Origin of the sequence: Oceanitalea stevensii, assembly GCF_014837105.1 — a bacterium.
Taxonomy (GTDB): domain Bacteria; phylum Actinomycetota; class Actinomycetes; order Actinomycetales; family Actinomycetaceae; genus Oceanitalea; species Oceanitalea stevensii.
On record NZ_JACSPO010000009.1, the window covers coordinates 45,809 to 70,568 of the forward strand.

At 73.6% G+C, this 24,760-nt stretch carries 20 protein-coding genes; 7 read left to right on the forward strand and 13 right to left on the reverse strand.

Translation table 11 applies throughout. The annotated features are described in order from the left end of the window. The first annotated feature begins 29 nt into the window (after nucleotides 1-29). Together H9624_RS13280 and H9624_RS13285 are read left to right on the forward strand one after the other, a co-directional pair. Nucleotides 30-857: a PhzF family phenazine biosynthesis protein gene (locus H9624_RS13280; RefSeq protein WP_251840371.1), complete on the forward strand. Its 828-nt coding sequence runs from the start codon at nucleotides 30-32 to the stop codon at nucleotides 855-857. Nucleotides 858-869: 12 nt separating this feature from the next. After that, complete coding sequence (locus tag H9624_RS13285) at nucleotides 870-1,106, forward strand: hypothetical protein (RefSeq protein WP_251840372.1); 237 nt, start codon at nucleotides 870-872, stop codon at nucleotides 1,104-1,106. 2 nt (nucleotides 1,107-1,108) lie between these two features. Here the strand turns inward: H9624_RS13285 and H9624_RS13290 are convergent, their stop codons facing one another. Both H9624_RS13290 and H9624_RS13295 read right to left on the reverse strand, forming a co-directional pair. Then, nucleotides 1,109-3,778 carry an HAD-IC family P-type ATPase gene (locus H9624_RS13290; protein ID WP_251840373.1) on the reverse strand — a complete coding sequence of 890 codons (2,670 nt, stop codon included), beginning with the start codon at nucleotides 3,776-3,778 and terminating at the stop codon, nucleotides 1,109-1,111. A 214-nt stretch (nucleotides 3,779-3,992) separates the two neighbouring features. Beyond that, nucleotides 3,993-4,544 carry an AMIN-like domain-containing (lipo)protein gene (locus H9624_RS13295; RefSeq protein WP_251840374.1) on the reverse strand — a complete coding sequence of 184 codons (552 nt, stop codon included), beginning with the start codon at nucleotides 4,542-4,544 and terminating at the stop codon, nucleotides 3,993-3,995. Between the two features lie 166 nt (nucleotides 4,545-4,710). Between H9624_RS13295 and H9624_RS13300 the strand changes: the two genes are divergently transcribed. Then, entirely contained in the window at nucleotides 4,711-5,322 is a 612-nt protein-coding gene (locus H9624_RS13300) for a TetR/AcrR family transcriptional regulator (RefSeq protein WP_251840375.1), read from the forward strand. Nucleotides 5,323-5,366: 44 nt separating this feature from the next. Further along, nucleotides 5,367-7,940 carry an MMPL family transporter gene (locus tag H9624_RS13305; protein ID WP_251840376.1) on the forward strand — a complete coding sequence of 858 codons (2,574 nt, stop codon included), beginning with the start codon at nucleotides 5,367-5,369 and terminating at the stop codon, nucleotides 7,938-7,940. 62 nt (nucleotides 7,941-8,002) lie between these two features. Here H9624_RS13305 and H9624_RS13310 read toward each other — a convergent pair whose 3' ends face one another. Both H9624_RS13310 and H9624_RS13315 read right to left on the reverse strand, forming a co-directional pair. Further along, complete coding sequence (locus tag H9624_RS13310) at nucleotides 8,003-8,869, reverse strand: NAD(P)H-hydrate dehydratase (RefSeq protein WP_251840377.1); 867 nt, start codon at nucleotides 8,867-8,869, stop codon at nucleotides 8,003-8,005. Next, nucleotides 8,866-9,630 carry a histidine phosphatase family protein gene (locus H9624_RS13315; RefSeq protein ID WP_251840378.1) on the reverse strand — a complete coding sequence of 255 codons (765 nt, stop codon included), beginning with the start codon at nucleotides 9,628-9,630 and terminating at the stop codon, nucleotides 8,866-8,868. The genes H9624_RS13310 and H9624_RS13315 overlap by 4 nt, the downstream gene beginning before the upstream one ends. 151 nt (nucleotides 9,631-9,781) lie before the next feature. Between H9624_RS13315 and H9624_RS16975 the strand changes: the two genes are divergently transcribed. The 3 genes from H9624_RS16975 (at nucleotide 9,782) to H9624_RS13330 (ending at nucleotide 12,329) form a co-directional block, all read left to right on the forward strand. Further along, the gene (locus tag H9624_RS16975) at nucleotides 9,782-10,297 is read left to right on the forward strand and encodes a PH domain-containing protein (protein WP_251840379.1); all 516 of its coding nucleotides are present in this window, start codon (nucleotides 9,782-9,784) and stop codon (nucleotides 10,295-10,297) included. Next, nucleotides 10,294-11,832 (forward strand): PH domain-containing protein, encoded by a 1,539-nt coding sequence (locus tag H9624_RS13325; protein ID WP_251840380.1) that lies wholly within the window; start codon nucleotides 10,294-10,296, stop codon nucleotides 11,830-11,832. Before H9624_RS16975 ends, H9624_RS13325 begins: the two co-directional genes overlap by 4 nt. 92 nt (nucleotides 11,833-11,924) lie before the next feature. Beyond that, nucleotides 11,925-12,329 carry a VOC family protein gene (locus tag H9624_RS13330; RefSeq protein WP_251840419.1) on the forward strand — a complete coding sequence of 135 codons (405 nt, stop codon included), beginning with the start codon at nucleotides 11,925-11,927 and terminating at the stop codon, nucleotides 12,327-12,329. Between the two features lie 129 nt (nucleotides 12,330-12,458). Here H9624_RS13330 and H9624_RS13335 read toward each other — a convergent pair whose 3' ends face one another. The 9 genes from H9624_RS13335 to H9624_RS16980 all read right to left on the reverse strand — a co-directional run bounded on the left by H9624_RS13335 (nucleotide 12,459) and on the right by H9624_RS16980 (nucleotide 24,687). Then, on the reverse strand, nucleotides 12,459-14,633 hold the full coding sequence (locus tag H9624_RS13335; RefSeq protein WP_251840381.1) for an FAD/NAD(P)-binding protein: 2,175 nt from the start codon (nucleotides 14,631-14,633) through the stop codon (nucleotides 12,459-12,461). Then, nucleotides 14,630-15,475 (reverse strand): ABC transporter ATP-binding protein, encoded by an 846-nt coding sequence (locus H9624_RS13340; RefSeq protein WP_251840382.1) that lies wholly within the window; start codon nucleotides 15,473-15,475, stop codon nucleotides 14,630-14,632. The genes H9624_RS13335 and H9624_RS13340 overlap by 4 nt, the downstream gene beginning before the upstream one ends. Further along, nucleotides 15,472-16,584 (reverse strand): FecCD family ABC transporter permease, encoded by a 1,113-nt coding sequence (locus H9624_RS13345; RefSeq protein WP_251840383.1) that lies wholly within the window; start codon nucleotides 16,582-16,584, stop codon nucleotides 15,472-15,474. Before H9624_RS13345 ends, H9624_RS13340 begins: the two co-directional genes overlap by 4 nt. Next, complete coding sequence (locus H9624_RS13350) at nucleotides 16,581-17,669, reverse strand: ABC transporter substrate-binding protein (protein WP_251840384.1); 1,089 nt, start codon at nucleotides 17,667-17,669, stop codon at nucleotides 16,581-16,583. Before H9624_RS13350 ends, H9624_RS13345 begins: the two co-directional genes overlap by 4 nt. Further along, nucleotides 17,666-18,871 (reverse strand): peroxidase-related enzyme, encoded by a 1,206-nt coding sequence (locus H9624_RS13355; protein ID WP_251840385.1) that lies wholly within the window; start codon nucleotides 18,869-18,871, stop codon nucleotides 17,666-17,668. The genes H9624_RS13350 and H9624_RS13355 overlap by 4 nt, the downstream gene beginning before the upstream one ends. A 485-nt stretch (nucleotides 18,872-19,356) precedes the next feature. Further along, a complete protein-coding gene (gene glpK, locus H9624_RS13360) occupies nucleotides 19,357-20,871 on the reverse strand; it encodes a glycerol kinase GlpK (RefSeq protein ID WP_251840386.1) in 1,515 nt (504 codons plus the stop codon). A 46-nt stretch (nucleotides 20,872-20,917) separates the two neighbouring features. After that, a complete protein-coding gene (locus H9624_RS13365) occupies nucleotides 20,918-21,667 on the reverse strand; it encodes an MIP/aquaporin family protein (RefSeq protein WP_307784965.1) in 750 nt (249 codons plus the stop codon). Nucleotides 21,668-21,729: 62 nt separating this feature from the next. Further along, nucleotides 21,730-23,460 carry a glycerol-3-phosphate dehydrogenase/oxidase gene (locus H9624_RS13370; RefSeq protein WP_372435149.1) on the reverse strand — a complete coding sequence of 577 codons (1,731 nt, stop codon included), beginning with the start codon at nucleotides 23,458-23,460 and terminating at the stop codon, nucleotides 21,730-21,732. A gap of 153 nt (nucleotides 23,461-23,613) precedes the next feature. Continuing rightward, nucleotides 23,614-24,687, reverse strand: a complete 1,074-nt coding sequence (locus H9624_RS16980; RefSeq protein ID WP_251840387.1) for a DUF418 domain-containing protein — start codon at nucleotides 24,685-24,687, stop codon at nucleotides 23,614-23,616. Between the last annotated feature and the right edge of the window lie 73 nt (nucleotides 24,688-24,760).

Sequence of the window (24,760 nt, forward strand, 5' to 3'; positions counted from 1 at the left end):
ACCGACACCGGGCGCCGTAGGGTGCGGGCATGCTGCAGCGGCGATTCCTCCAGGTGGACGTGTTCGGCGCGGAGCCCTACGAGGGCAACCCGGTGGCCGTCGTCGTCGACGGGGAGGGCCTGTCCACCGAGCAGATGCAGCGCTTCGCGGCGTGGACCAACCTCTCCGAGACCACCTTCCTCCTCCCGCCCAGCGAGCCCGCCGCGGACTACCGCGTGCGGATCTTCACCCCCGGCACCGAGCTGCCCTTCGCCGGGCACCCGACCCTCGGCTCCGCCCACGCGTGGCTCGCCTCGGGCGGGACCGCGGCGACGGCGGGGCGGCTCGTCCAGGAGTGCGGCGTCGGGCTCGTCGAGCTGCGCGAGTCCGGTGGCCGCTGGTCCTTCGCCGCCCCCGCCCTGCGCCGCTACGAGGCGCCCGACGACGAGACCCTCGCCCGCGCCACCGACGCCCTCGGGCTGGACCCGGGCGACGTCGTCGACGCGTCCTGGCTCGACAACGGCCCGCCGTGGCTGGCGCTGCGGCTGCGCTCGCGGGAGACCGTCCTCGCCGTGCGGCCACGCTACGCGGACCTCGGTGACCTCCACCTCGGCGTCGTCGCCGCGCCCGGCAGCGACGGGACCGCCGTCGAGGTCCGCGCGTTCGGTGCCGACTTCTCCGAGGACCCGGTCACGGGCAGCCTCAACGCCGGCCTCGCGCAGTGGCTCACCGACACCGGCGTGGTCACGGTGCCGTACGTGGCCGCGCAGGGCACTGCGCTCGGCCGCGGAGGCCGGGTCCACGTCACCGCCCCCGACGGCGGGCTGTGGGTGGGCGGGCGGACGACGACGGCGATCGCCGGCACCGTCGCACTCTGACGGAGGGTGGACATGGACTCCTGGCCGCTGTGGGTGCAGTGGGTGGCGCTGCTGGTCGTCGGGGGCACCTTCCTCGGCAGCTCCTGGTGGCTGGCGCTCGCCCGAGCCCGAGCCGCCGGCGCCGAGCCCGTGACGTGGGGGGAGAGGACGCGAACCTTCGTCGGGGCGCTGCGCCTCGGCGACTGGGCGATGGTCTTCCTCCTCGCCGCGTTCCTCGTCCCGCTCGTGGTCCGGACCGTCGCGCTCTGAGCTCAGCGGCGCCGCAGCGCCTTGTCCACCTCGACGACGGCGAACACCACCACCCCGACGCCCACCGGCACCAGCCAGTCGGTCAGCCCCACCGCGGTGGAGCCGAAGGCCGTGTGCATGAAGGGCGCGTAGACGAAGAGCAGCTGCAGCGCGAGCATGACGGCCACGCACACCCATGAGACCGGGTTGGTCGTGAGGAGCTCGCGGCGCAGGCTCGTCGTGCGGCTGAAGCGGCTGGCGAAGAGGTAGCAGATCTGGGCGACGACGAGGGTGTTGACGGCGACCGTCCGCGACTCCGCCACACCGCGCCCGGCCTCCTGGCCGAGGAGGAAGACCGCGATCGTCGCGCCGCCGATGAGCACCGAGACGTAGCCGATCCGCAGCAGCCCCGAGCGCGGCAGGATCGAGCCGCCCGGCGTGCGCGGCGGCCGGCGCATGATGTCGGGCTCCGAGGGCTCGAAGGCCAGCGCGAGGGCGAGGGTGACCGCGGTGATCGTGTTGACCCACAGCACCTGGACCGGTGTGAGCGGCAGCGTGAGCCCGAGGACGACGGCGACGAGAATGACGAGCCCCTGCGCGCCGTTGGTCGGCAGGATGAAGACGATGGCCTTGCGCAGGTTGTCGTAGATCGTGCGGCCCATCTCGACGGCCGACTCGATCGAGGCGAAGTTGTCGTCGGCGAGGACGACGTCGGCCGCCTCCTTCGTCGCCTCCGTCCCCTTGATCCCCATGGCGACCCCGACGTCGGCCCGCTTGAGCGACGGCGCGTCGTTGACGCCGTCGCCGGTCATCGACACGACCTCGCCGTTCGCCTGCAGGGCCTGGACCAGCCGGAGCTTGTGCTCGGGGCTCGTGCGGGCGAAGACGTCGTGCTCGGTCGCGATGATGCGCAGCTCCTCGTCGGTGGCGGTCTCGAGCTCGGCGCCGGTGACGGTCGAGTCCCCGATCCCCATCTCCCGCGCGATGGCGGTGGCGGTGCCGGCGTGGTCGCCGGTGATCATCTTGACGCGGATGCCGGCCTGCCGGCAGGCGCGGATCGCGGCGACGGCCTCCTCGCGGGGCGGGTCGATGATGCCGTAGAGACCGAGGAGGACGAAGCCGCCGGCGTCGACGTCCTCGGTGCTCACCGAGGTGGCGCCGTCGTCGGCGCGGCGGGCCGCGGCGGCCAGCACCCGCAGCCCGCGGGCGCCGAGCTCCTCGATCTGCGCCTCCCAGAACGCCCGGTCCAGCGGCGCGGCGTCCTCCAGCCCGGTGCCCTGGGAGTCGCAGCGGTCCAGCAGCCGGTCCGGCGCGCCCTTGAGGTGGATGACCGCGCCCTGCGCGGTGCGGTCCAGGGTGGCCATGTACTTGTAGGCGGAGTCGAAGGGGACGGCGTCCAGCCGGGCGTCGTCGTCGCCGTCCACGCCGGCCTTGAGCGCGAAGGTGCGCAGCCCGCCGTCGGTCGGCTCACCGGACAGCACCCACTCCCCACCACGGTGGGAGACGGTCGAGTCGTTGGCCCGCGCCGCGACCTCCGCGAGGGCAAGGACGCTCGGGTGCTGCGCCGTCGTCGTCGCCTCGCCGGCCGGGCGGATCTCGCCCTCGGGCGCGTACCCGGTGCCGGTGACGTCGAAGCGGGCGGCGGGCGCGACGACCGTCCGGACCGTCATCTCGTTGCGGGTGAGCGTGCCGGTCTTGTCGCTGCAGATGACGGTGACCGAGCCGAGAGTCTCCACCGAGCTCATCCGCCGGGTGATCGCGTGGCGCCGCGCCATCGTCTGCACGCCCAGGGCGAGGGTGATGGTGAGGACGGCGGGCAGGCCCTCGGGGATCGCGGCGACCGCGAAGCCGATCGCCGCGAGGGTGAGCTCGCCGAGCGTGTCGTCGTACAGCAGCGCGCCCAGCGCGAACATCACGACGGCGAGGACGACGACGACGAGCGACAGCACCCGCCCGAAGGCGTTCATCTGCCGGGTCAGGGGCGTCTCGAGGGACTCGACCTCCTCGAGCAGCGTCGTGATGTGCCCGATCTCGGTGTCCTGCCCGGTGGCCGTCACGACCCCGGTGCCCGAGCCCGCGGCGACGACGGTGCCCGAGAAGGCCATCGAGGTCCGGTCCCCGATGCCCGCGTCCGGGGCGACCGGGTCGGTGCCCTTGTCCACCGGTACGGACTCACCGGTGAGCGCCGACTCCTCGATGCGCAGCGTGCTCGCGCGGGTGAGCCGGACGTCGGCGGGCACGCGGTCCCCGGAGGAGAGGCGCACGAGGTCGCCGGGGACGAGGTCCTCGGCGGGGACGGTCTGCCACGCGCCCTCGCGCCGCACCTGCGCGTCCAGCGAGAGCATCTGGCGGATGCCCTCGAGGGCGTCCTCCGCCTTGCCCTCCTGGACGTAGCCGATGACGGCGTTGGTGAGGACGACGGCCGCGATGACGATCGTGTCGACCCACTCGCCGAGCACCGCGGTGAGCACGGCGGCGGCAATGAGGACGTAGATCATCGGGTCGCGGAGCTGGCGCAGCAGCCGCCGCAGCGCTGACTCGCGCTCCGGCTCGGGTAGCCGGTTGGGGCCGTGCCGCTCGAGACGAGCGGCGGCCTCCTCGCGGCTCAGGCCCTGGTCGCCGGCGCCGAGGTGGGCGAGGACGTCGACGACGGCGCGGGCGTGGGCGGGAGCGGCTTCGGTGGGTGGCGTCATGGTCCCTGTCGCATCGGCGAGGCGGTACGGCCGGTCCCAGTCTCGTCGTGTCGCCGCCGCCTGTCCCGGCAGGTGACGCCGATCTGCGCACAGGTCCGCGCGAGGTGTCGGTGAGCGTCAGGTGTCCCGGCGTGTCGCGCGCGTGTCGCCAACCTGTGCGCAGTTCCCGACGGCGGGTGACCGGGCGAGATGCCCGGCCACCCGCCGTCGTGCGCTACCAGCGGTGGGCGACGTCGATGACGAGTCGCGAGCCGGAGCCCGGGCCGTCGAGGACGAACACCCGGAAGGGCAGCCGGGCCCGCACGCCCAGGCCGATCGTCGTCTGGCCCTCGAAGCTCCCGCCCGAGGCGATCTGGCGGAAGGTCGAGTAGCCGCTGACGTTGCGCAGCTCCTTGCGGTTGGACGGGGTGTAGGTGCTGCGCCCCGTCACGGGGTCGTAGGTCGGGGCGTGCGCCACGACCTCGAGCTTGGCGCCGCCGCGCAGCGGGACACGCGCCCCGCTGCCCTCGGCGTACACCTGGTCGACGTAGCGGACGGAGTAGCCGCGCACGTCACCGCGGACGTCGATGACCATGCGGTCGTAGCAGGAGTGCTCGCCCGCGCGGACGTTCGTGATCGACGTGAGGGCGGAGCCGGGGCTCTGCGCCTTGGCGAGCGAGCCCCACGTGATGCCGCAGTAGGGGGCGGCCTGAGCCGAGGCGCCCATCGGGAGGACGAGTGCCAACCCGAGGACGAGTCCGAGGAGGAGTCTGGTCAAGCGCTTCATCGCGATCCCCTTTCCAGGGAGTACCGCGGGCGGCAGCGTGCTGCTCGTGGTGGCGCGCAACCTACTCCCGACGCCGGGCCGGCGGAAGGGCCGAAAGGGCAGTGTGTGCGCAACTGCACAGCGGGCAAAGTTGCACGCAGTGCATCGACGACTGAGACTCGGTTTTATGTCCGAATCGACCGGCCGACGCGAGGTCAACAAGGCGCGCACGCGGCTCGCCCTCGTCGACGCGGCGCGCGAGCTGGCCCGTGAGCGCGGGCTCGACGACGTGACGGCCGAGGACATCGCCGACCGCGCCGGTGTCTCCCGGCGCACCTTCTTCAACTACTTCTCCGGCATCGAGGCGGTCGTCGCCGCCGGCCTGGCCGAGCCGCTCGAGCGGATGGCCGACGCGCTGCGCCGGCGCCCCGCGGAGGAGGAGCCGCTCGTCGCCATCGTCGCGGCCCTGCGCGAGGAACCGCTCGGGGCGGAGATCCTCCTCGGCTGGCTGCCCACGACGCCGGGCAGCTCGCTGCGCGGCCGCGAGCTCCAGCTGCGGGTGTGGCAGCACCACGAGGAGTGGCTCGTCGACGTCCTGCGCGAGCGCCTCGGCGAGGGCGACGACCTGCGCGTCCGCTCCCTCGCCGCCGCCGTCATGGCGCTCTTCGAGACCGTCCAGCGGGCCTGGCTGCCGACCGCCGTCGGCCGCGACCCGCGCGACGCCGTCGCCGCCTTCAACGACACGCTCCTGCGGGTCCTCGCCCACGCCGACGCCGGGTGGCGCCGGCCCGCGTCCTGACGTCCCCTTTCTCCCAGCACCACCACATCCCGGAAGGAACCCCTGTGGCTTCACTCCTGCACCGCCTCGGACGATGGAGCGCCCAGCACCGCTGGGCGACCGTCATCACGTGGCTCGTCGTCATCGCGCTCGCCGCGACGGGCGCCGCCACGCTCAGTGAGCCGCTGAGCGACGAGTTCAGCATCCCCGGCAGCCGGTTCCAGGTGGTGCTCGACGACCTCCAGGAGGAGATCCCCGAGGCCGCCGCGGGCATCGGCACGGTCACCTTCTCCGCCGAGGACGGCTTCACCGACGAGCAGCAGGCCGCCGTCGCCGACGTCACCGAGCAGTGGAGCGCGCTCGACGGCGTCGTCGGGTCGATGGACCCCTTCGCCACCCAGGAGCAGCTCGACGGCAGCCTCGACGAGATCGAGGCCGGCCGGGCCGAGCTCGAGGCGGGCCGTGCGCAGCTCGACGAGGGCCGCACCGAGCTCGCCGCCGGGCGCGAGCAGCTCGAGGCCGCCGAGGCCGAGCTCGCCGCGGGCCGGGAGCAGCTCGAGGCCCAGCGCGCCGAGCTCGAGGCCTCCATCGACATGATGCCGCCGGCCATGGCCGCCGGGGCCGAGGAGCAGCTCGCCGCCGCCGAGGCCGAGCTGGCCGCCGGCGAGGAGCAGCTCGCCGCCAGCCGCGCCGAGCTCGAGGCGGGCGAGGAGGAGCTCGCCGCCGCCGAGGCCGAGATCACCGCGGGGGAGACCCAGCTCGACCAGGGCGAGCGGCTCGCCGAGCTCACCTCCGGGCTGCGCCAGGTCTCGGAGAACGGCACCGTCGCCATGACGCAGGTGCAGTTCGAGTCCTCGGGCGGTCAGCTCGACCCCGAGGTCACCGCCCAGGTGCAGGAGATCGGTGACACGCTCGCCGACGAGGGCATCGAGGTGAACTACAGCGCGGAGATCGTCTCCGACATCTCCTCCATCCTCGGCCCGGCCGAGGTCGTGGGCGTCGTCGTCGCCGTCGTCGTCCTCCTCGTCCTGCTCGGCTCCCTGCTCGCCGCGGGTCTGCCGCTCCTCACCGCGCTCGTCGGCGTCGGTGTCGGCGTCGGGGCGTCGCTCGCGCTGAGTGGCGTCGTCGAGATGACCAGCGTGACCCCCGCCCTCGCGCTCATGCTCGGCATGGCCGTGGGCATCGACTACTCCCTGTTCATCCTCAACCGCCACCGGATGCAGCTCGCCGACGGCATGGGCGTGCGGGACTCGATCGCCCTCGCCACCGGCACCGCCGGCAACGCGGTCACCTTCGCCGGTGCGACGGTCGTCATCGCGCTCGCCGCGCTCGGCCTCACCGGCATCCCGTTCCTCGGCGTCATGGGCTACGTCGCCGCGGGCACCGTCGTCGTCGCCGTCCTCGCGGCGGTCACGCTCACCCCCGCGCTGCTGTCCTTCCTCGGGGAGCGGGTCCTGCCGGCGAAGCAGCGCACGCGCCTCGAGCGCAAGAACGGCGCGGACTCCCGGGGCTGGGCCTACAAGGTCCAGCAGCACCCGTGGCTCGCGATCATCGGCGTCGTCGCCATCACCGGCCTCCTCGCCATCCCCACCACCCAGCTCCGCCTCGGGCTGCCCGACGGCAGCCAGGAGCCGGCTGGCTCGACCGCCTACCGCACCTACGACCTCATCCGGGACAACTTCGGGGCGGGCGCGAACGGCCCGATCATCGGCGTCGCCACGCTCGCGGAGCCGACGCAGGACGAGGCGGCCCTCACCGAGACCCAGCTCGACATCGCCGAGGACCTCCTCGCCGTCGACGGCGTCCAGTACGTCGTGCCCTTCGGGACGAGCGAGGACGGCGACACCCTCGCCTTCCAGATCATGCCCGCCGACGGCCCCTCCGAGGAGTCGACTGTCGCGCTGGTCAACACGCTGCTCGACGGCGAGGACGAGCTCGGGGCCGCGCACGACGTCGAGATGGGCTACACCGGGCAGACGGTCGCGAACATCGACATCTCCGACCAGCTGGCCGACGCCCTGCCGATCTACCTGCTCGTCGTCGTCGGCCTCTCACTCGTCCTCCTGCTCCTCGTGTTCCGCTCGATCTGGGTGCCGCTGCTCGCCTCCGTGGGCTTCCTCCTCACGGTGGTCGCATCCTTCGGTGCCGTCGTCGCGGTGTACCAGCTCGGGTTCCTCTCCGACCTGTTCGGGGTCAACGAGGCGGGGCCGATCCTCAGCTTCCTGCCGGTGCTCCTCATCGGGGTGCTCTTCGGCCTGGCGATGGACTACCAGGTCTTCCTCGTCTCGGGGATGCGGGAGGCGCACGTCCACGGGGCCGACGCACGCGTCGCCGTCGTGCGTGGCTTCAACCAGAGCGCGCGGGTGGTCACCGCCGCGGCGATCATCATGGTCTCCGTCTTCGGCGGCTTCATCTTCGCCCACCTCGCGATGATCCGGCCGATCGGCTTCGGCCTCGCGTTCGGCGTCCTCATCGACGCCTTCCTCGTCCGGATGACCCTCACCCCGGCGGTGCTCAGCCTCCTCGGGGAGAAGGCGTGGTGGCTGCCGCGCTGGCTCGACAAGATTCTGCCGAACGTCGACGTCGAGGGCGCCAAGCTCGAGCGTCAGGTGGTCCAGGAGGAGCGCGCGACCGTCTAGGTCCCCGCTCGTCGAGGGTGCGGGTCCCGCCGAGGCGGGGTCCGCACCCTTTCGCGTGCGGTCTAGGTGCCGCCGAGCTCCTCGAGGACGGTGGGGAGGACGTCGAGGAGCTCGCGGGCCAGGTAGCCGACGCCGCCGACCGTGCCGGCGACGCGGTCCCCGGCCGCGGAGTGGAGGTGGGTGCCCCAGGCGGCGGCCTGCCCCGGCTCGGCGCCGCGGGCGAGCAGCCCGGCGACGGCGCCGGCGAGGACGTCACCGCTGCCCGAGGTGCCGAGCCCGCGGTTGCCCGCCACCTTGCGCCACAGCCGCCCGTCCGCGGCGACGACGTCCTCGCAGGTCACCGCGGCGCCGTAGCGCTCGGTGACGGTGCGGACGGCGCCCGGGAGGTCGTCGTCGGGGACGTCCTCGACGTCGAGCAGGTGGGCGATCTCGTCGGCGTTCGGCGTGAGGACGAGGCGGCCGCGCAGGGACGGGGCGAGGTCCTCCAGGCGCGGCAGGACCCCGACGGCGAAGGCGTCGAGGACGAGCGGGACGTCGTCGTCCACGCGCTCGAGCACCCCGGTGAGCAGGGTGACCGTGCTGTCCGGGTCGCTGAGACCGGGGCCCGCGAGGACGGCGGACGCGCGGGCGAGCTTGTGCTCCAGCGGCTCGAGCCCGCCGCCGGTGAGCGTCCCGCCGTCGTCCTCCTCGAGCGCGGTCACCCCCGCCTCCGGGACGGCGACGGCGAGGGCCGGCGCCACCGAGGCGGCCACGGCGACCGAGAGCTTGCCGGCGCCCACGCGCAGCGCCGCGAGCCCGGAGAGGAGGACCGCGCCGGGGGACCCCGGGGAGCCGCCGACGACGACGACCGCGCCGCGGGCGTACTTGCCGCGCCCCGGCTCGGGCAGCGGCCACCCGCGCAGGACCTCGGGCGTGAGCTCGGTCGTCACCGGACCTCGCCCGCCTCGTGCTCGACGGCCTGCTCGTCGGACGGCGAGTGCTGGGCGGTCACCGGGACGCCCCGGTCACGGAGGTGGTCCGCGGAGTTGAACTCGGCGAGCGTCCAGCGGTCCTCGTCCTCCTCGCGGACGAGGCGGGTGACCGCGGCGTTGCGCACGAACTGGGTGCGGCTGACCTCGAGGACGCTCGCCTCGTCCATCTCCTCGCACACGTAGCGGAAGACGAGGAGCACGGCGTCGTGGCAGGTGATGAGGACGCGGCGGTGGCGGCGCTGGCGCTCGAGGTCGGCGAGGAGCGAGCGCACGCGCAGGGCGATGTCGGCCCACGACTCCCCGCCCGAGGGGCGGTAGTAGAACTTCCCGTGCCACTCCCGGCGCTCGGCCTCCTCCGGGAAGCGCTTGCGGATGCCGGCGGTCGTGAGGGTGTCGGTGATGCCGAGGTCCCGGTCGCGCAGCCGCTCGTCGAGGCGCACCGGCACGTCGAGGCCGGCGACGTCCAGCGCGGTCAGCGCCGTGTCGTGGGCGCGGCGGAACGGGGAGGACCACACGGCGTCGGGGCGGTCCGCGGCGGGGAGCTCGGCGAGCCACCGGCCCAGCGCCTGGGCCTGCTCGACGCCGGTGGGCGAGAGCTCGACGTCGGCGTCCCGAGCCGGGACGTCGATGACCTCGGCGCCCGTCTGCCGGGCCCGCGCGGCGGCGACGTTCCCCAGGCTCTCCCCGTGGCGGACGAGTATCAGCTCGGTAGCACCCATGGGCGGCAACGTAACCGAGCCGTCCGCCGCCCGCTCGCGGTGGTGGGCCGCGGGTCGAGCCTCGAGGACGACCCGTCCTGGCCTTGAGGCTGATGGAGCGGCACTGCGACCTCTCTAGTGTGGTGGCCGATCCCCGGACCAAGGAGCCCCTGTGCCCGAGCACGAGACCACGCCCGCCGCGCCCGGCGCACCCCGCCCTCCGCGCCACCGAGTCGCCCCGCGGGCACGCACCTACTGGCTGCTCTCGCGCGCGACCGTCCTCGTCGTCGGCTGGGTCCTCACCCTCGTCCCGGCCGCGCTGTGGGAGGGCGGGCGGACGTGGCTGCTCGTCGCGGCCGGCGCGCTCACGGTCCTGCTGCTCCCCGCCGTCGTCCTCGCGCCGTGGCTGCGGTACCGCACCCACCGGTGGGAGGCGACCGGCACCGCCGTCTACTCCCGCACCGGGTGGCTGGGCCGGGAGTGGCGGATCGCGCCGCTCTCGCGCGTGCAGACGGTCGAGGCCAAGCGCAACCTCCTGCACCGGGCGCTCGGGCTGGCCGCCGTCTCGGTGACGACCGGGTCCGCGCAGGGCGCCGTCCAGATCGAGGGGCTCCAGGCGGAGGTGGCCGAGGATCTCGTCACCCAGCTCACCGACGCCGTCGCCCGCACCCAGGGGGACGCGACATGACCGGTGCGCTCACCGACGAGGACGTCCTCGACGACGACGGCGCCACCGACGTCCCGTGGCAGCGGCTCAGCCTGCGGGTCGTCCCGGCGGCGCTCCTGCGGATGCTCGTGCGGCTCGTCCCGGCGGCCGCCGGCTGGTGGTTCTTCAACACCGACAACGACACCGCGCGGTACACCGTCGTCGCGCTCGCCGTCCTCGCGGTGCTCAACCCGCTGAACCAGGCGCTCAACTACCTCAAGGTCCGCTACCGGCTCACCGGCGAGGAGCTGCAGCACACGACCGGGCTGCTCGTGCGCCGCAGCAACCGCATCGCCCTGCACCGCATCCGCACCGTCGACATCACCGCGCCGCTGAGCAACCGGCTCCTCGGGCTGGCCGTGCTGCGGGTGGGCACGGGCGGCAACTCCTTCACCCGCGAGGGAACGGTCGCGCTCGACGGGCTCCCGCGGGACACGGCGCTGCGCCTGCGCGCCGAGCTGCTGCGCCGCAGCGGGCAGGACGTCGCCTCCACCGTGGACCCGCGCCTCGCGGAGGCCGGCGGTGAGGAGGTGCAGACGCTGCGCCGGCGCTGGGTCGTCTACCAGATGTTCGGGGCGTGGCTCCTCGCGGGGCCGGTCTCGGTGATCGGCACCGTCTACGGCTTCGCCTCCCTGTTCGGCCGGGAGGAGTGGATCGGGGAGCAGGCGATGAGCGTCGTCGACCGGGTGCCGTGGGCCGCGTGGGCCGCCACCTCCCTCGTCCTCGTCGTGCTCCTGGGGATCGCGGCCGGTGCCGTCACCTTCACCGAGGCGTGGTGGGGCTACCGGCTCGTACGCGAGCCCGGCGGCCGCTTCCTCGCCACCCGCGGGCTGCTCACCACCCGCTCCTTCACCGCAGACCAGGAGCGCCTGCGCGGCGTCACCGTGTCCCGGGGCCTGCTCACGCGGCTGCTCGGGGGCGCCCGGCTCTCCCCGGTGATGACCGGCGTGAGCCTCGCGCAGATGATGAGCGAGAGCTCCTCGATGCTGCCGGCCACCACGCGTGACGTCGCCGTGCGGGTCGCCAACGTCCTGCTCGGCCACCCCGTGCTGGACGACGACGTCGCCCCGGTGGGCGGGCCGCTGCGCGCCCACCCGCCCGTCGCCCGTCGTCGGGCCGTCGTGCGGTACCTGCTCGCGACGGCGGTGCTGGCCACCGGGCTCGGCGCCGGCGTCGCCTGGGCCGGGTGGAGCGCCTGGCTGCTGCTCGTACCGGCGACGCTCGTGCCGGTCTGCGTGGTTGCCGGGCGCGGGTACTACCGGGCGCTGGGCCACCGCCTGGACGGGGAGTACCTCTACCTCCAGCGCGGCTGGTTCAGCCGGCGGACCGACGCCCTCCAGGTCCGCGGGATCAACGGCGCGCACGTCACGCAGTCCCTGGTCCAGCGGCTGCTCGGGCTGGCGACCCTCCGGGTGACGACCGCCGCGGGGGAGCAGGGCTACCTCGGGGTGGACATGGCCCTCGGCGACGCCGCGGCGCTCGCGGAGGCGGTGACGGAGGAGCGGGTCGTCGCCTGACGGCCCCCCTTTCGCGCCGAGCGCTGAGTTGTTACCCGCCCGCCCACGCTCGCGCCGTGCCAAACTCCCAGGACGAGACCCGAGGAGGAGCCATGGCCCTGCGCTGGTACAGCGTCGTCGTCGACTGCCGGGACCCGCGCGCGCTCGCGGCGTGGTGGGCGCAGGTGCTCGGGTGGATGACGGTGTTCGAGGCCGACGACGAGGTCGTCATCGTCCCGCAGCACTTCGCCGACGAGGGCTACTTCACCCGGGTCCCGCCGCGGGAACGGGGCCAGGGACTCGTCTTCGTCCCCGTGCCCGAGGGGAAGACGGTGAAGAACCGTCTCCACATCGACCTCGCGCCCGAGGCCGACGACGACCAGGACGCCGAGGTGCAGCGGCTGCTGGACGCCGGCGCCCGGCGCGTGGACGTGGGGCAGGGCCCGGACGTCACGTGGGTCGTGCTCGCCGACCCCGAGGGCAACGAGTTCTGCGTCCTCAGCCCGCGCGACCTCTGACGCCCTCACCGGCGGGACCACTGACCCGTGCCACAAGGGCGGCCGGCCCGCCGCGGCACGCCGTGCGCCGGCGCGCGGGCATCCGCGTGTCGAGGCCCGTTGTGGCACGCTCCTGGTCGGCTGCCGTGCTCAGCCGACCGGCACGGCCTCCCGGGTGAGGGCGAGCACCTGCGCGGCGGCGCGGTCCGCGCCCGCGACGAGCGGTGACGGGACGCCCGGTGTCGCGCCGATCGCCGAGCCCGGCTGGACGTCGCCGGCCGGGATGCCGATGACGACGACGCGCGGGTCGGGCCGGCCGGCGGCGTCGAGGAGGTGGAACTCCTCGGCCGTCACGTCGAGGGTCCGCGTGGCGGCCACCGTGCCGTCCGGGCCGGTGCGCGCGTGCAGGCGGGCGCGGCCAGAGTCGAGCAGGGAGCGCAGCAGGGGGTCGTCGGTGACGTCGGCGTGGCCCTTCGACATGCGGGTCTCGACGAAGGCGCGTACCCGGTGCTCGCGCCCCATGACCTGGGAGCGGGCGACGAAGCGACCGCGCTCCACCGTGACGGACAGGCCCTCACCGAGGAGCTCGACGACGCCGGCCCGCACGAGGGCGAGCAGCTGCGCGGTGCGCTCCGGCGGCGGGCCGGACGCGAGCGCGAGGCCGAGCGTGCCGAACCAGCCGTTGACGTCGCGGACGGCGGACGCCGGGTGGATCGCCCCGGCGCGCACGAGCCCGGCGACCTGCCCGCGCAGCAGCGCCATCGCCCGGTTGACCTCCGCGCGCGGGCTGGCCAGCGGCCGGGTGATCGACTCGTGCTCGGCGGCGACCCAGCGCGCGGTCCACGCCCGCCACGCCTCGGGTGAGGGCAGCCGCACGTCGGGCCGGTCGAGACGCTCGACGTCGAGGTGGCGGGCGGGGTCGACGACGACGTCCCGGACCAGGCCGTCGAGCTCGGTCACGTCCGCGGCCGCGACGCGAGCGAGCAGGCCGGCGGGGAGGTTGCCGTCGGCGGCCGAGGGGATGGTGGCGGGGTGGTGCCGGGCCAGGGTGGTGAGGTGGGCGACGACGAGCTCGCGGGCGAGCTGCGGCCACACGTCGCGGGTGAAGTCCTGGTCGGGGATCGTCGCGGCGGCCGCGAACCACTCGCGGGTGGCCAGGCGCGGCGTGTAGCGCGGCGGGAAACCGCCGTACCAGGACTTCGAGCGGTAGGGCAGGCCGCGGCGGGAGCCGACGAGCAGGCGCGGCTCGCGCCCGGAGGGCAGGTAGGTGAGGTCGAAGGGGGAGTCGCCGGGCACGAAGCGCCCGCCGCGGCCGGCGGTGAGGACGGCGACGACGTCGAAGAAGTTCGCCCCGAGCCCCGCGACGACGACGTCCTCGCCCGCCGGGACGACGTCCCAGTCCCGCTCGGCCGGCATGCCCGGCTCGACGTAGACGAGCCCGTGGTCCTCCGCGGCGGCGACGCGCTCCGCGGTCTCCCGCGACCGCTCCGCCTGGACCATCCCCTGGGCGAGCACCACCGCGCGGGCGGAGAACACCCGCCCGTCGGAGAGCCGCACCAGGCGCCGATCCTCGGCCCTGGCCGACAGCTCACCTGTCAGGGACACCCCCCTCCCCGCCGACAGCTCACTTGTTACGGATGGCTCACCCGTCGCCGACAGCTCACTTGTTACGGATGGCTCACCCGTCGCCGACAGGCCACTTGTTACGGATGGCTGACCCGTCGCCGACAGCTCACTTGTTACGGATGGCTCACCCGTCGCCGACAGGCCACTTGTCACCCGCTCGGTGTCGACGACGGTGCCCACCGCCGCGGTCAGCTCCACGCCGCCGCGCGCGAGGATCGCCTCGAGCTGCTCGCGGAAGTACACGCCCTGCAGGCGCCGGGTCGGGTAGGACCACGGCTGGACGGCCGCCGCCTCCTCGGCGACCCAGTCGGGGCGAGGTCCTGCGCTCCAGCCGGCGGACGGGGGAGCCGTCGGGCGCGGGACGCCGGCGACGACATCGCGCGCCCACTGCACGAGGTCCGGCCCAGGCGTCACCGGCCCGGACATCGGGGTGGAGTCGTCGGGGTAGATCGTCGTGTGCGCGCTGTAGGTGTTGTTGAGGAGCTGCGGGCTCTGGTCGGTGCGCCAGGTCGCGCCGGCACCGACCTCGAGGCGGTCGACGACGACGACGCGTACCGGCTGCTCCGGCGTCCCCCGGGCCGTGAGCCGCTCGACGACGGAGACCGCACGCGGCCCCCCGCCGACGATGACGACGTCGGCGCTCAGTGCGCCATCAGTAAGAAGTGAGCTGTCGGCGGGGAGGGGGGTGGGGGTGGTCATGCGAGGGAGCCCTTGGTGAGCACCGGGCGGACCTGGGTCTGGCCGGCGTCGTGGAGGACCTCGACCGGGAGGCCGTAGACCTCACCGAGGAGCTCGGCGTCGTAGGCCTCGGGCGCTGGCCCGTCCGCGACGAGGCGTCCGCCGCTGAGGAGCACCACCTGCTGGCAGAAGGTCGCCGCGTGGTTGAGGTCGTGGATCGCGATGAGCGCCGCGACCCCCTCCTCGCGCGCCACCTGGCGCACGATCTGCAGCGTCTCCACCTGGTAGCGCAGGTCGAGCGCGGAGGTCGGCTCGTCGAGGAGGAGCACCCGCGGCCGCTGGGCCAGGGCCCGGGCGATGAGCACGCGCTGGGCCTGCCCGCCGGACATGTCGGAGAGCCGCCGCTCGGCGAGCTCAGCCAGCCCGAGCCGCGCGATCGCGTCCTCGACCACCGCGACGTCCTCCGCGCCCGGCCGCATCCCCATGTGCGGGGTGCGCCCCAGCGTCACGGCCTCGCGGACCGTCAGCTCGAAGGGCACCTCGCTCGACTGCGGCACGTAGGCCACGACCTTGGCGCGCTCGCGCGGCTTCATCGACAGCAGGTCGCGGCCCCCGAGCCGCACCGTGCCCTGCCGGGTGCGCAGCACGCCGGCGAGGATCTTCGTGAGCGTCGACTTGCCCGAGCCGTTGGGCCCGAGCAGCGCGCACAGGGTCCCCGCCGCCACGTCGAGGTCGATGCCACGCAGCACCTGGTGCCTGCCGTAGGCGAACTCCACGTCGCGGATGCTCAGCGCCGCGGGCGGTGCCGCCGCCGCGGTGGCCGCTCCCGCCGTCGTCGTCGTCAGTTCCTGGACTGCAGTCACTTCGAGGCCCTCCGCGTCATGATGAGGTAGATGAAGACGGGCGCGCCGAGCATCGCGACGACGATGCCCACCGGCACGACCGACGGCGCGACGACCGTGCGCCCGATGGTGTCCGCCGCGACGAGCAGCACGCCGCCCGACAGCGCCGACATCGGCAGCAGGTACTGGTGGTTGGCGCCGATGATGAGCCGGGCGATGTGCGGCCCGACGAGCCCGACGAAGCCGATGACCCCGCACAGGGACACCGCGACGGACGCGAGCAGTACCGACACGAGGATGAGCCCCACCCGGACCACGGTGACGTTGACGCCGAGGGAGCGGGCGGCGTCGTCGCCGGCGAAGGCGATCGCGTTCATGTCCTTGGCGAACCACAGGAGCAGCGGCAGGAGCACGACGACGACGGCGCCCATGACCCGCACCTCGGTCCACGACGCGTCGTTGACCGAACCGAGGGTCCACCGCACGATCGCCTGCAGGGTGTTCTCGTTGGCGACGTACTGCAGGCCCGCGGTGAGCGCCTCGAAGAGCTGGGTGACGGCGATGCCGAGGAGCAGCAGCGTCGCGACCGCCATCTTCCGCGCGGACGCGAGCCCGAGGACGAGCATCGTCACCAGCCCGGCGCAGGCGAGCGCGGAGAGGATGACGAGCGGGTTGGACGAGGCGACCCCGCCGCCGCCGAGCAGGATCGCCAGCGACGCCCCGAAGGCCGCCGAGGGGGAGACGCCGAGGGTGAAGGGGCTGACGAGCGGGTTGCGCAGCAGCCCCTGCATGACGGCGCCGGCCACCGACAGCGCCGCGCCCGCGGCGAGCGCGAGGAGCGCGCGGGGCAGACGCAGGTCGGCGACGATCGCGTAGGACTGGACGAACTCGGGCTCGATCGTCCCGCCGGCCACGCGCAGCCACAGGATGCGCATCGCGTCGGCGAAGGTCACCCCGGAGGTGCCCACCGCCGTCGAGCCCGCGACGACGACGACGGTCACCACCGCCGACACGACGAGCACGAGCAGCCGGTGGTTGCCCAGCGCCCGCCGCAGGCTGCCGGGCTGCGCGACCTCGGGGGCGGGCGTGGTGCGGGTGGCGTCGGGGCGCGCGGGTGCCTCGGTGGTCACTGCGCGCTCCCGACGGTGACGTAGGCGTCCTCACCCGGGTAGTCGGTGACGCCCTGGAACTCGGTGGCCCAGCGCTCGAGGTAGCCGGCCGGGTCGAGGTCCGCCGTCTCCTCCGGGTGCAGCCAGGTGGCGAGGTAGGCGGTGGCGATCGCCTTCGCGAGCCCCGACGTCGCCCACCCGTTCGTCACGTACACCTCACCGTTCTCGACGGCGCTGATCCCGGACCAGCCCGGCCGTGCGGGGATCCCGGCGACGACCTCGTCGACCTCCCCGGCCGCGTAGGGCTCGGCCGACGGCGGCTGCTCGTGGACGACGACGGCCGGGTCGCGCTCGACGACGGCCGCCGGGTCGACGGTGATCTCGTGCTGCGCGTCGCCGCCGGTGATGTCGCCGAAGACGTTCGTGCCGCCGGCGCCGGTGATGACCTGGTCGAAGCCCGAGCCGGGCAGCGCGGTGATGTAGGGCTGGTCGGTCTCCCAGTAGACGGGGACCGGCTCGGTGCCGGCGACGGCGTCCTCGACGGCGGTGACGATCTCGTCGTGGAAGTCCCGCACGGCCTGGGCGCCCTCGGGCTCGTCGAAGACCTCCCCGAGGAGGTCGATCGTCTCCTCGAACACGTCGACGTCCCACGAGGTGACGACGACGACCGGGATGTCGAACTCCGCCAGCCGCTCCGCGGCCTCCTGCCAGGCGCCGTTGCGCGGGATGATCGCGACGTCCGGGTCCAGCGCGACGATCGCCTCGTAGTTGAGCTCGCCGATGCTCTCCCCGACGACGTCCTCCTCGGTGAGCCCGAGGTAGGGCGCGCGCTGGACGGTGCCGCGGTCGACGCCGACGACGCGGTCGCCGGCGCCGATCGCCTCGACGAACTCGTTGTTGTACGAGAGGGCGACGACGGCGCGCTCGACCGGGCCCGCGATCGTCACCTCGCGGTCCTGGTCGTCGACGACGGTGATCTCACCGGCCGCGGCGGTGGTGGCGCCGTCGGCGGCCTCGCTCGGCCCGGCGACCTCGACCTGGCCGCAGGCCGCCAGGGTGAGGGCCGAGGCGAGGAGGGCGGCGGCGGTGAGGGTGGTGCGCGTCATCGGGTCTCTCCGGAAGGGGTGGTCGGGGCGGTGGTGGCCGGGCTGTCGGCGGGGAGGTGGGGCTCGCCGAGGGTGAGCATGAGGCGGTTGGCCCAGGAGAAGAAGGCGACTGAGGCGACGAGGTCGACGAGCTCCACCGGCTCCAGGCCGAGCTCCCGCAGCCGGGCGACGTGCCCGGCGGTGGCCCGCGAGGGCGAGGCGGCGAGGGCGGCGGCGAGGTCGATGACCGCGGCCCACCGCTCGTCCTGGCCCGCGCTCAGTGCGGACAGGTCGGCCGGGGCCCAGCCGGGGCCGCGGGGGACGTCGGCGGCGAGGAGGCGGTCGACGTCTGCGGGGCGCTTGCTCAGCTGGGCGGCCTTCCGGGCGTGGACGGAGGCGCAGAAGATGCAGTCGTTGACCTTGCTCGTCACCGCGGCGGCGAGCTCGCGCTCGGCCCGCGGCAGGCCGACGCGGGTGAGGAAGACTGCGTGGTCGATCTGCGTGCGGGCGGCCAGCACGCCGGTCTCGCGGGCGAGGAGACGGAAGTAGGCGCCGTCGCTCTTGCCGGCGAAGGCGGCGCGGTGCTCGTCGGTCAGCTCCTGCGTGGGGATCGGCTCCACCCACGGCAGCCAGCCGAGGAGCTCGCGGGTGTAGGCGCGTGGCACGGGGAGTCCGCCCGGCGCGAGGTCCGGGGCGTACTTGGCGCGGGCGGGCAGGTCCGCCGCCGGGGCAGGGGTGGCGCCGTCGTCGTCGTGGCCGGCGAGCAGGCGCAGGCCGGTGACCAGGCGCGCCTCGTAGGCGGTGACGGCGACGACCTGGGAGAGGAGGACGATGCCGTCCGCGTCGAGGCCGGCGGCGGTGAGCGCGGCGACGTCGTCGGGCGTGACGAGCGCGGGGGCCAGCGACAGGAGGTCCGCGTGGCGCACGAGGGCGGCGACGGACTCGTCGGCGGTGGCGACGGCGAGGTCGACGGGGTCGTGCCGGTGGTGCTCCTGCGCGAGCCCGGGCGCGCCGTGCTGCTCGGCGACGCGCGCGGCCAGCGCCCGGCGCAGCGCGGGGGACAGCCGGCCCGGGTCGGTGAAGAGGTGGTCGTGCGCGCGCTGGGTGTGCTCGACGACCTCGGGCTTGGCCAGGCGCGCCTCGGCGGTGGCCGGGTCGAGCTCGGCGAGGGCGCCGACGACGTCCTCACGGGCGGTGGGCGGGCGGTGGGCGGTGGCGGTCATGGGTGCTCCAGGACTGGGTACGCGGCAGTGCCGCGGCAGCGGGTGGGTGAGCTCCGGCGTGCTCCTCACGGCCGGGCGTGCGACAGCACGGCCCCGGGAGGAGCGGGAGGTCAGCGCCGCAGTGGGCGCGGGAAGGCGGAGGCGGGCTCAGCGGCCCGCGGGGTCAACGCCTCAGGCGGGACAACAACACATGCACGCCGCGGCGTGCAGACACATGCACACGGCGGTGCTCGGCGCGAGATGCGGCCTGACACTCGTGTGCACGGTCATGGTGGTCCTCCCCAGCTCGCGGCGGGCGCCGCGATCGTTCGGGCACGGCGTGCGTGCCCCCGACGTCTGCGACGCTACGTCATGACGCTTGAATGTCCAACCACTCTTCGGCGCCCGTCCCACCCGCTGGGACAGCGCCACCCTCCACCGCCGAGAGCCGGATTCCTCGGGGGAGAAATCCGGCTCTCGACGCGGTTGGGGGACCGGGGAGTGGGTCAGTCCACGTCCTCGTCGACCCAGTCGAAGGTCTTCGTCACGGCCTTCTTCCAGTTGCGGTAGAGGCGCTCACGCTCGGCGTCGTCCATCGACGGCGTCCAGCGCTTGTCCTCGCCCCAGTTGTCGACGACGTCCTGCTCGCCCTTCCAGAACCCGACGGCGATGCCGGCCGCGTAGGCCGCACCGAGGGCGGTGGTCTCGGTGACCTGCGGACGGACGACGTCGACGCCGAGGATGTCGGCCTGGAACTGCATGAGCTCCTCGTTGGCGACCATGCCGCCGTCGACCTTGAGCTCCTTGAGGTCGACGCCGGAGTCGGCGTTCATCGCGTCGACGACCTCGCGGGACTGGTAGGCGGTGGCCTCCAGGACGGCCCGCGCGATGTGGCCCTTGTTGACGTACCGGGTGAGGCCCACGAGCGCGCCGCGGGCGTCCGAGCGCCAGTACGGGGCGAAGAGCCCGGAGAACGCCGGGACGAAGTACGCCCCGCCGTTGTCGTCCACCGACGCGGCGAGCTTCTCGATCTCCGGCGCGCTCTTGATGATCCCGAGGTTGTCGCGCAGCCACTGCACGAGGGAGCCGGTGACGGCGATGGAGCCCTCGAGGCAGTACACCTGCGGCTGGTCACCGATCTTGTAGCCCACCGTCGTCAGCAGCCCGTTCTCGCTGTGGACGAGCTCGGTGCCGGTGTTGAGGAGCAGGAAGTTGCCGGTGCCGTAGGTGTTCTTCGCGCTGCCCACCTCGAAGGCCGCCTGCCCGAAGGTCGCGGCCTGCTGGTCCCCGAGGATGCCGGAGATCGGCACACCCGGCACGAAGCCGCCCTCGCGGCCCTTGCCGTAGACCTCGGAGGAGGAGCGGATCTCCGGGAGCATCGACATCGGGATGCCCATGTCGGCCGCGATGTCCTCGTTCCACGTGAGGGAGTCGATGTTCATGAGCATCGTGCGCGAGGCGTTGGTGACGTCGGTGACGTGGACGCCGCCGTCGGGCCCGCCGGTCATGTTCCACAGCACCCAGGAGTCGGTGGTGCCGAAGAGCAGCTCCCCGGCCTCCGCCTTCTCGCGCGCGCCGTCGACGTTGTCGAGGATCCACTTGACCTTCGGCCCGGCGAAGTACGTCGCGAGGGGCAGGCCCACGGTCTTCTTGTACTTCTCCGGGCCCTCGTCCCCGGCGAGCTCGTCGACGATCTTCTGGGTGCGGGTGTCCTGCCAGACGATCGCGTTGTAGACGGGCTTGCCCGTGCTCTTCTCCCACACGACGGTGGTCTCACGCTGGTTGGTGATGCCGACGGCGGCGAGGTTGCGGTGGGTGAGGTCGCCCCGCGACAGCGCGATGCTCACGACCTCGCGGACGTTGCGCCAGATCTCGACGGGGTCGTGCTCCACCCAGCCGGCACGCGGGAAGATCTGCTCGTGCTCCATCTGCCCGGTGGAGTGGATGGTGCCTGCGTGGTCGAAGACGATCGCGCGGGTGCTGGTCGTGCCCTGGTCGATGGCGAGGACGTAGTCAGCCATGTCGGTCCTTTCACGTCGCTGTGGACGGTTCGTTGGCCTTGAGGTGTCAGAGGAGCTGGACGGCGGCGAAGCCACCGAGGGCGCCGCCGACGAGCGGGCCGAGGATGGGCACCCACGAGTAGCCCCAGTCACTGCTGCCCTTGCCGCGGATCGGCAGGAGCGCGTGGGCGATGCGCGGGCCGAGGTCACGGGCGGGGTTGATGGCGTACCCGGTGGGGCCACCGAGGCTGTTGCCGATCCCGACGACGAGCAGCGCCACCGCGAGCGGCCCCAGTCCCGAGGGGGTCTTGCCGAAGGCGACGATGACGAAGAGCAGGACGAAGGTGCCCACGACCTCGGTGACGAAGTTCGCCCCGTAGCTGCGGATCTCCGGACCGGTGGCGAAGACCGCGAGCTTGGTGGCGCCCGGCGCCTCCTCGTCGAAGTGCCGCTTGTACGCGACGTACATGATGACGGCGCCCAGGATCGCCCCGATCATCTGGGCGAGGAAGTACACCAGTGCGTTGCCCAGCGTGTTGTCGATGGGCGCCAGGCCCAGCTCCTCGTTGCCGGCGAAGAAGGGCTGGTCACCGGCGAGCAGGCCGACCGTCACGGCCGGGTTGATGTGCGCGCCCGTCGAGTAGGCGACGTACACACCGGCGAAGACCGCAAGCCCCCAGCCGAAGTTGATGAGCAGCCAGCCGCCGCCGTTGCCCTTGGTCTTGGGCAGGATCGCGTTGGCGACGACGCCACAACCCAGCAGGGTCAGCATCGCCGTCCCCAGCACCTCAGGTAGGAAGATCAGGGAGAAGTCCACGTTGTCCTCTCTTTCACATGGAGTACCTGACGGCGCGGCGTTGCGACGCCAGGGGTCTGGGGTCAGGCCAGGGGCATCATCGGCACGATGTCCTGGGCCTGCTGACGCGCGCGCTCTCCGGCGTCGTCGTCGGGTGCCTCCGCCGCGGCCCGCTCGGCCTCGCAGCGCGCGGTGTAGGCGTCGATCTCCGCCTGCCGCCGCTCGTCGTCCCAGCCGAGGATCGGCGCGATGACGTCGACGATCTCGGGCGCGGCGGCGAGGCCGCTGTCGCGGACCTCGTAGACGAGCCGGGTGCGGCGCACCATGACGTCCTCGAGGTGGAGGACGCCCTCGCGCTCGGCCGCGTAGGCGACCTCGGCGCGCAGGTAGGCGGGGGCGTGCTCGAGGGGACGGCCCAGGTCGGGCTGCTCCTCGACCATCGTCACGATCTCCTCGAGCATGGAGCCGTAGCGGTGCAGGAGGTGGTCGACCATGGCGCGGGACCAGCCGAAGCGGGTGGCGTGCCGCTGGGCGCGCCGCCGCACGGCCTGCAGGCCGACGGCGCCGAGCAGCGGGATGCGGTCGGTGATCGAGGGCAGGCGCTTGGCCTCGTCCCCGAGGGCGAAGTCGACGGCGTCCTTGGCCATCACCCGGTAGGTGGTGAGCTTGCCGCCGGCGATGACGGTGAGGCCCGGGGCGGGGGAGGCGACGGTGTGCTCGCGGGAGACCTTCGCCGAGGACGTGCCCTCCTTGGTCCCGGGCTGGAGCAGCGGCCGCAGGCCGGCGTAGGTGCCGATGACGTCCTCACGGGTGAGGGGCGTCTTGAGGACGGCGTTGGCGTGCTCGATGACGTAGTCGATGTCCGCCTTGGTGGCGACGGGGTGGCGCAGGTCGTGCTCGTAGGGGGTGTCGGTGGTGCCGATGATCCAGTAGCGCGACCACGGGATGATGAACAGGACGCTCTTCTCGGTCTGGAGGATCAGGCCGACGTCGCCGCGGATCCGCTCGCGCGGCACGACGATGTGGATGCCCTTGGACGCGAGGACCCGCAGGCCGCCGTCGGTGCCCGACAGCGACTCGGTCTCCTCGGTCCACACGCCGGTCGCGTTGACGACGTGGCGGGCCCTGACGTCGAGGAGCTCGCCGGTCTCGAGGTCCTTGAGCTGGGCGCCGGCGACCCGGCCGGAGGCGTCCTTGTGGAGGTCGACGACCTGCGTGCGGTTGGCGGCCAGCGCCCCGTAGGCGGCGGCGGTGCGCACGAGGGTGGTGACGAGCCGGGAGTCGTCGACGCTGCCGTCCCAGTACTGGACGGCGCCGATCGCGGCGTCGTGGCGGAAGTCGGGGAAGAGCTGCTCCATCTTCGTGCGGGAGCGGTGGCGGTGCAGCGGCATCGCGCGCTTGCCGGGGGCGAGGCCCGCGAGGGTGTCGTAGAGCGCGATGCCGGCGCCCACGTACGCGCGCTCCCACACCCGGTGCTCGAGCGGGTAGAGGAAGGGCACCCGCTTCACGAGGTGCGGGGCGAGGTGCTTGAGGAGGAGGTCACGCTCGGTGAGGGCCTCGTGGACGAGGCTGAAGTCGAGCATCTGGAGGTAGCGCAGCCCGCCGTGGACGAGCTTGCTCGACCAGCTGGAGGTGCCCGAGGACCAGTCCTGGGCCTCGACGATGCCGGTCCGCAGGCCGCGCGTGGCGGCGTCGAGGGCGATGCCGGCGCCGGTCACCCCGCCGCCGATGACGAGCACGTCCAGCGGCTCGTCCCCGCTCATCTCGGCCAGGGCCGAGAGCCGTGTGTCCGCGGTCAAGGTGCTCGATGCCACAGGGGGTCCCTTCGATCGTGCGTCGGCGTTCCCGTCATGCTCCACGGCCCGGGGGAGGCCCGCAAGCGAGCCTTCGACGGGTTGTGCCGTACGTCACTCTAGGCCCACGGGGCGTGCGTGGAGGCCGGTTCTGTGCCGTGTCGAGGGGCGGGTTCAGGCTGGCGCGGGCACCGGGCGGTAGGCCCCGACGGTGAGGCGCCGCATCACCCACTCGAGGGGGCCGCGCCCCACGAACCGCATCCACAGCGTGCAGACGACCAGGGTGACGACGACGAACCACGCGAGGACGGCGTTGGACTCGGTGTACCAGACGACCTCGTTGCCGAGGAACGCGATCGCGACGATGTGGAAGGAGTAGGCCGAGAGCGCCATCGCGCCGGTCGCGGCAAGCGGCTGGAGGAGCAGGCGCGCCCACCGGGCGACGGGCGGCAGGGTGGTGACGGCAAGGAGGACGGCGAGGACCGCGAGGGTGACGCCGGCGTTGCCGATGATCTCGAGGGTGGCGTCGGAGTGCGGGTCGGAGCGGATGAGCTGGGCGGTGCGCTCGGAGTCCGGGACGACGGTCTGCTGGAGGTAGGAGCCCCCGCCGTAGCCGACGAGCGCGAGACCCACGCCCGTCACGCCCAGCAGCCCCTGGACGGTGGGGGACCGCAGGTCCAGCCGGCCCACGCACAGGCCGAGGAGCATGTAGGCGATCCACACGAGCGCCGGGTAGTAGCCGGTGAGGACGAGGCCGAGGAGGTAGTTCTCGTCGAGCGTCGTCTCGACCGGGGCGGTCCCGTCGGCGCCGGAGGACAGGAGCAGCGCGAGCAGTGTCGGGCCGACGACGGCCGCGACGGCGGCGAGCACCCCCACCAGCCAGGGCCGCAGCCCGATGAAGGGTGCGACGAGGAGGAAGGTCACCGCGTAGGACGGCAGGATCACCGCCACCGGCGTGCCGAGCAGCTCGAGGAGCAGGCCGATGACGAGGACGACGCCGGCGCGCGTGGCGATGCGCAGCCAGCCGTGGGTGAGGGCGGGGCCGCGCGGGACCGCCCGCCCGCCGGTGAACAGGGCGATCGAGAGGCCGGCGAGGATGGCGAACATCGCCGACGGCCGTCCGTCCGCGACGACGAACCACGACGGCGAGTGCAGGCCGTCGGGTCCCGAGTGGCCCAGGTGGGCGACGAACATCCCGATGACGGCCAGCCCGCGGGCGATGTCGACCCCGACGATCCGTTGGTTCACGCGCCCAGCGTAGGGCGCCCGCCCCCGGCCCCACCCCCACCTCCCGCCGACAACCACCTCCCGCCGACAGCCG

Excerpts from the sequence above, each read along its gene's own strand:
- H9624_RS13280 (WP_251840371.1), top strand. The coding sequence starts at position 30 with ATGCTGCAGCGGCGATTCCTCCAGGTGGACGTGTTCGGCGCGGAGCCC.
- H9624_RS13285 (WP_251840372.1), top strand. The coding sequence starts at position 870 with ATGGACTCCTGGCCGCTGTGGGTGCAGTGGGTGGCGCTGCTGGTCGTC.
- H9624_RS13290 (WP_251840373.1), bottom strand. The coding sequence starts at position 3,778 with ATGACGCCACCCACCGAAGCCGCTCCCGCCCACGCCCGCGCCGTCGTC.
- H9624_RS13295 (WP_251840374.1), bottom strand. The coding sequence starts at position 4,544 with ATGAAGCGCTTGACCAGACTCCTCCTCGGACTCGTCCTCGGGTTGGCA.
- H9624_RS13300 (WP_251840375.1), top strand. The coding sequence starts at position 4,711 with ATGTCCGAATCGACCGGCCGACGCGAGGTCAACAAGGCGCGCACGCGG.
- H9624_RS13315 (WP_251840378.1), bottom strand. The coding sequence starts at position 9,630 with ATGGGTGCTACCGAGCTGATACTCGTCCGCCACGGGGAGAGCCTGGGG.
- H9624_RS13325 (WP_251840380.1), top strand. The coding sequence starts at position 10,294 with ATGACCGGTGCGCTCACCGACGAGGACGTCCTCGACGACGACGGCGCC.
- H9624_RS13330 (WP_251840419.1), top strand. The coding sequence starts at position 11,925 with ATGGCCCTGCGCTGGTACAGCGTCGTCGTCGACTGCCGGGACCCGCGC.
- H9624_RS13335 (WP_251840381.1), bottom strand. The coding sequence starts at position 14,633 with ATGACCACCCCCACCCCCCTCCCCGCCGACAGCTCACTTCTTACTGAT.
- H9624_RS13350 (WP_251840384.1), bottom strand. The coding sequence starts at position 17,669 with ATGACGCGCACCACCCTCACCGCCGCCGCCCTCCTCGCCTCGGCCCTC.
- H9624_RS13355 (WP_251840385.1), bottom strand. The coding sequence starts at position 18,871 with ATGACCGCCACCGCCCACCGCCCGCCCACCGCCCGTGAGGACGTCGTC.
- glpK (WP_251840386.1), bottom strand. The coding sequence starts at position 20,871 with ATGGCTGACTACGTCCTCGCCATCGACCAGGGCACGACCAGCACCCGC.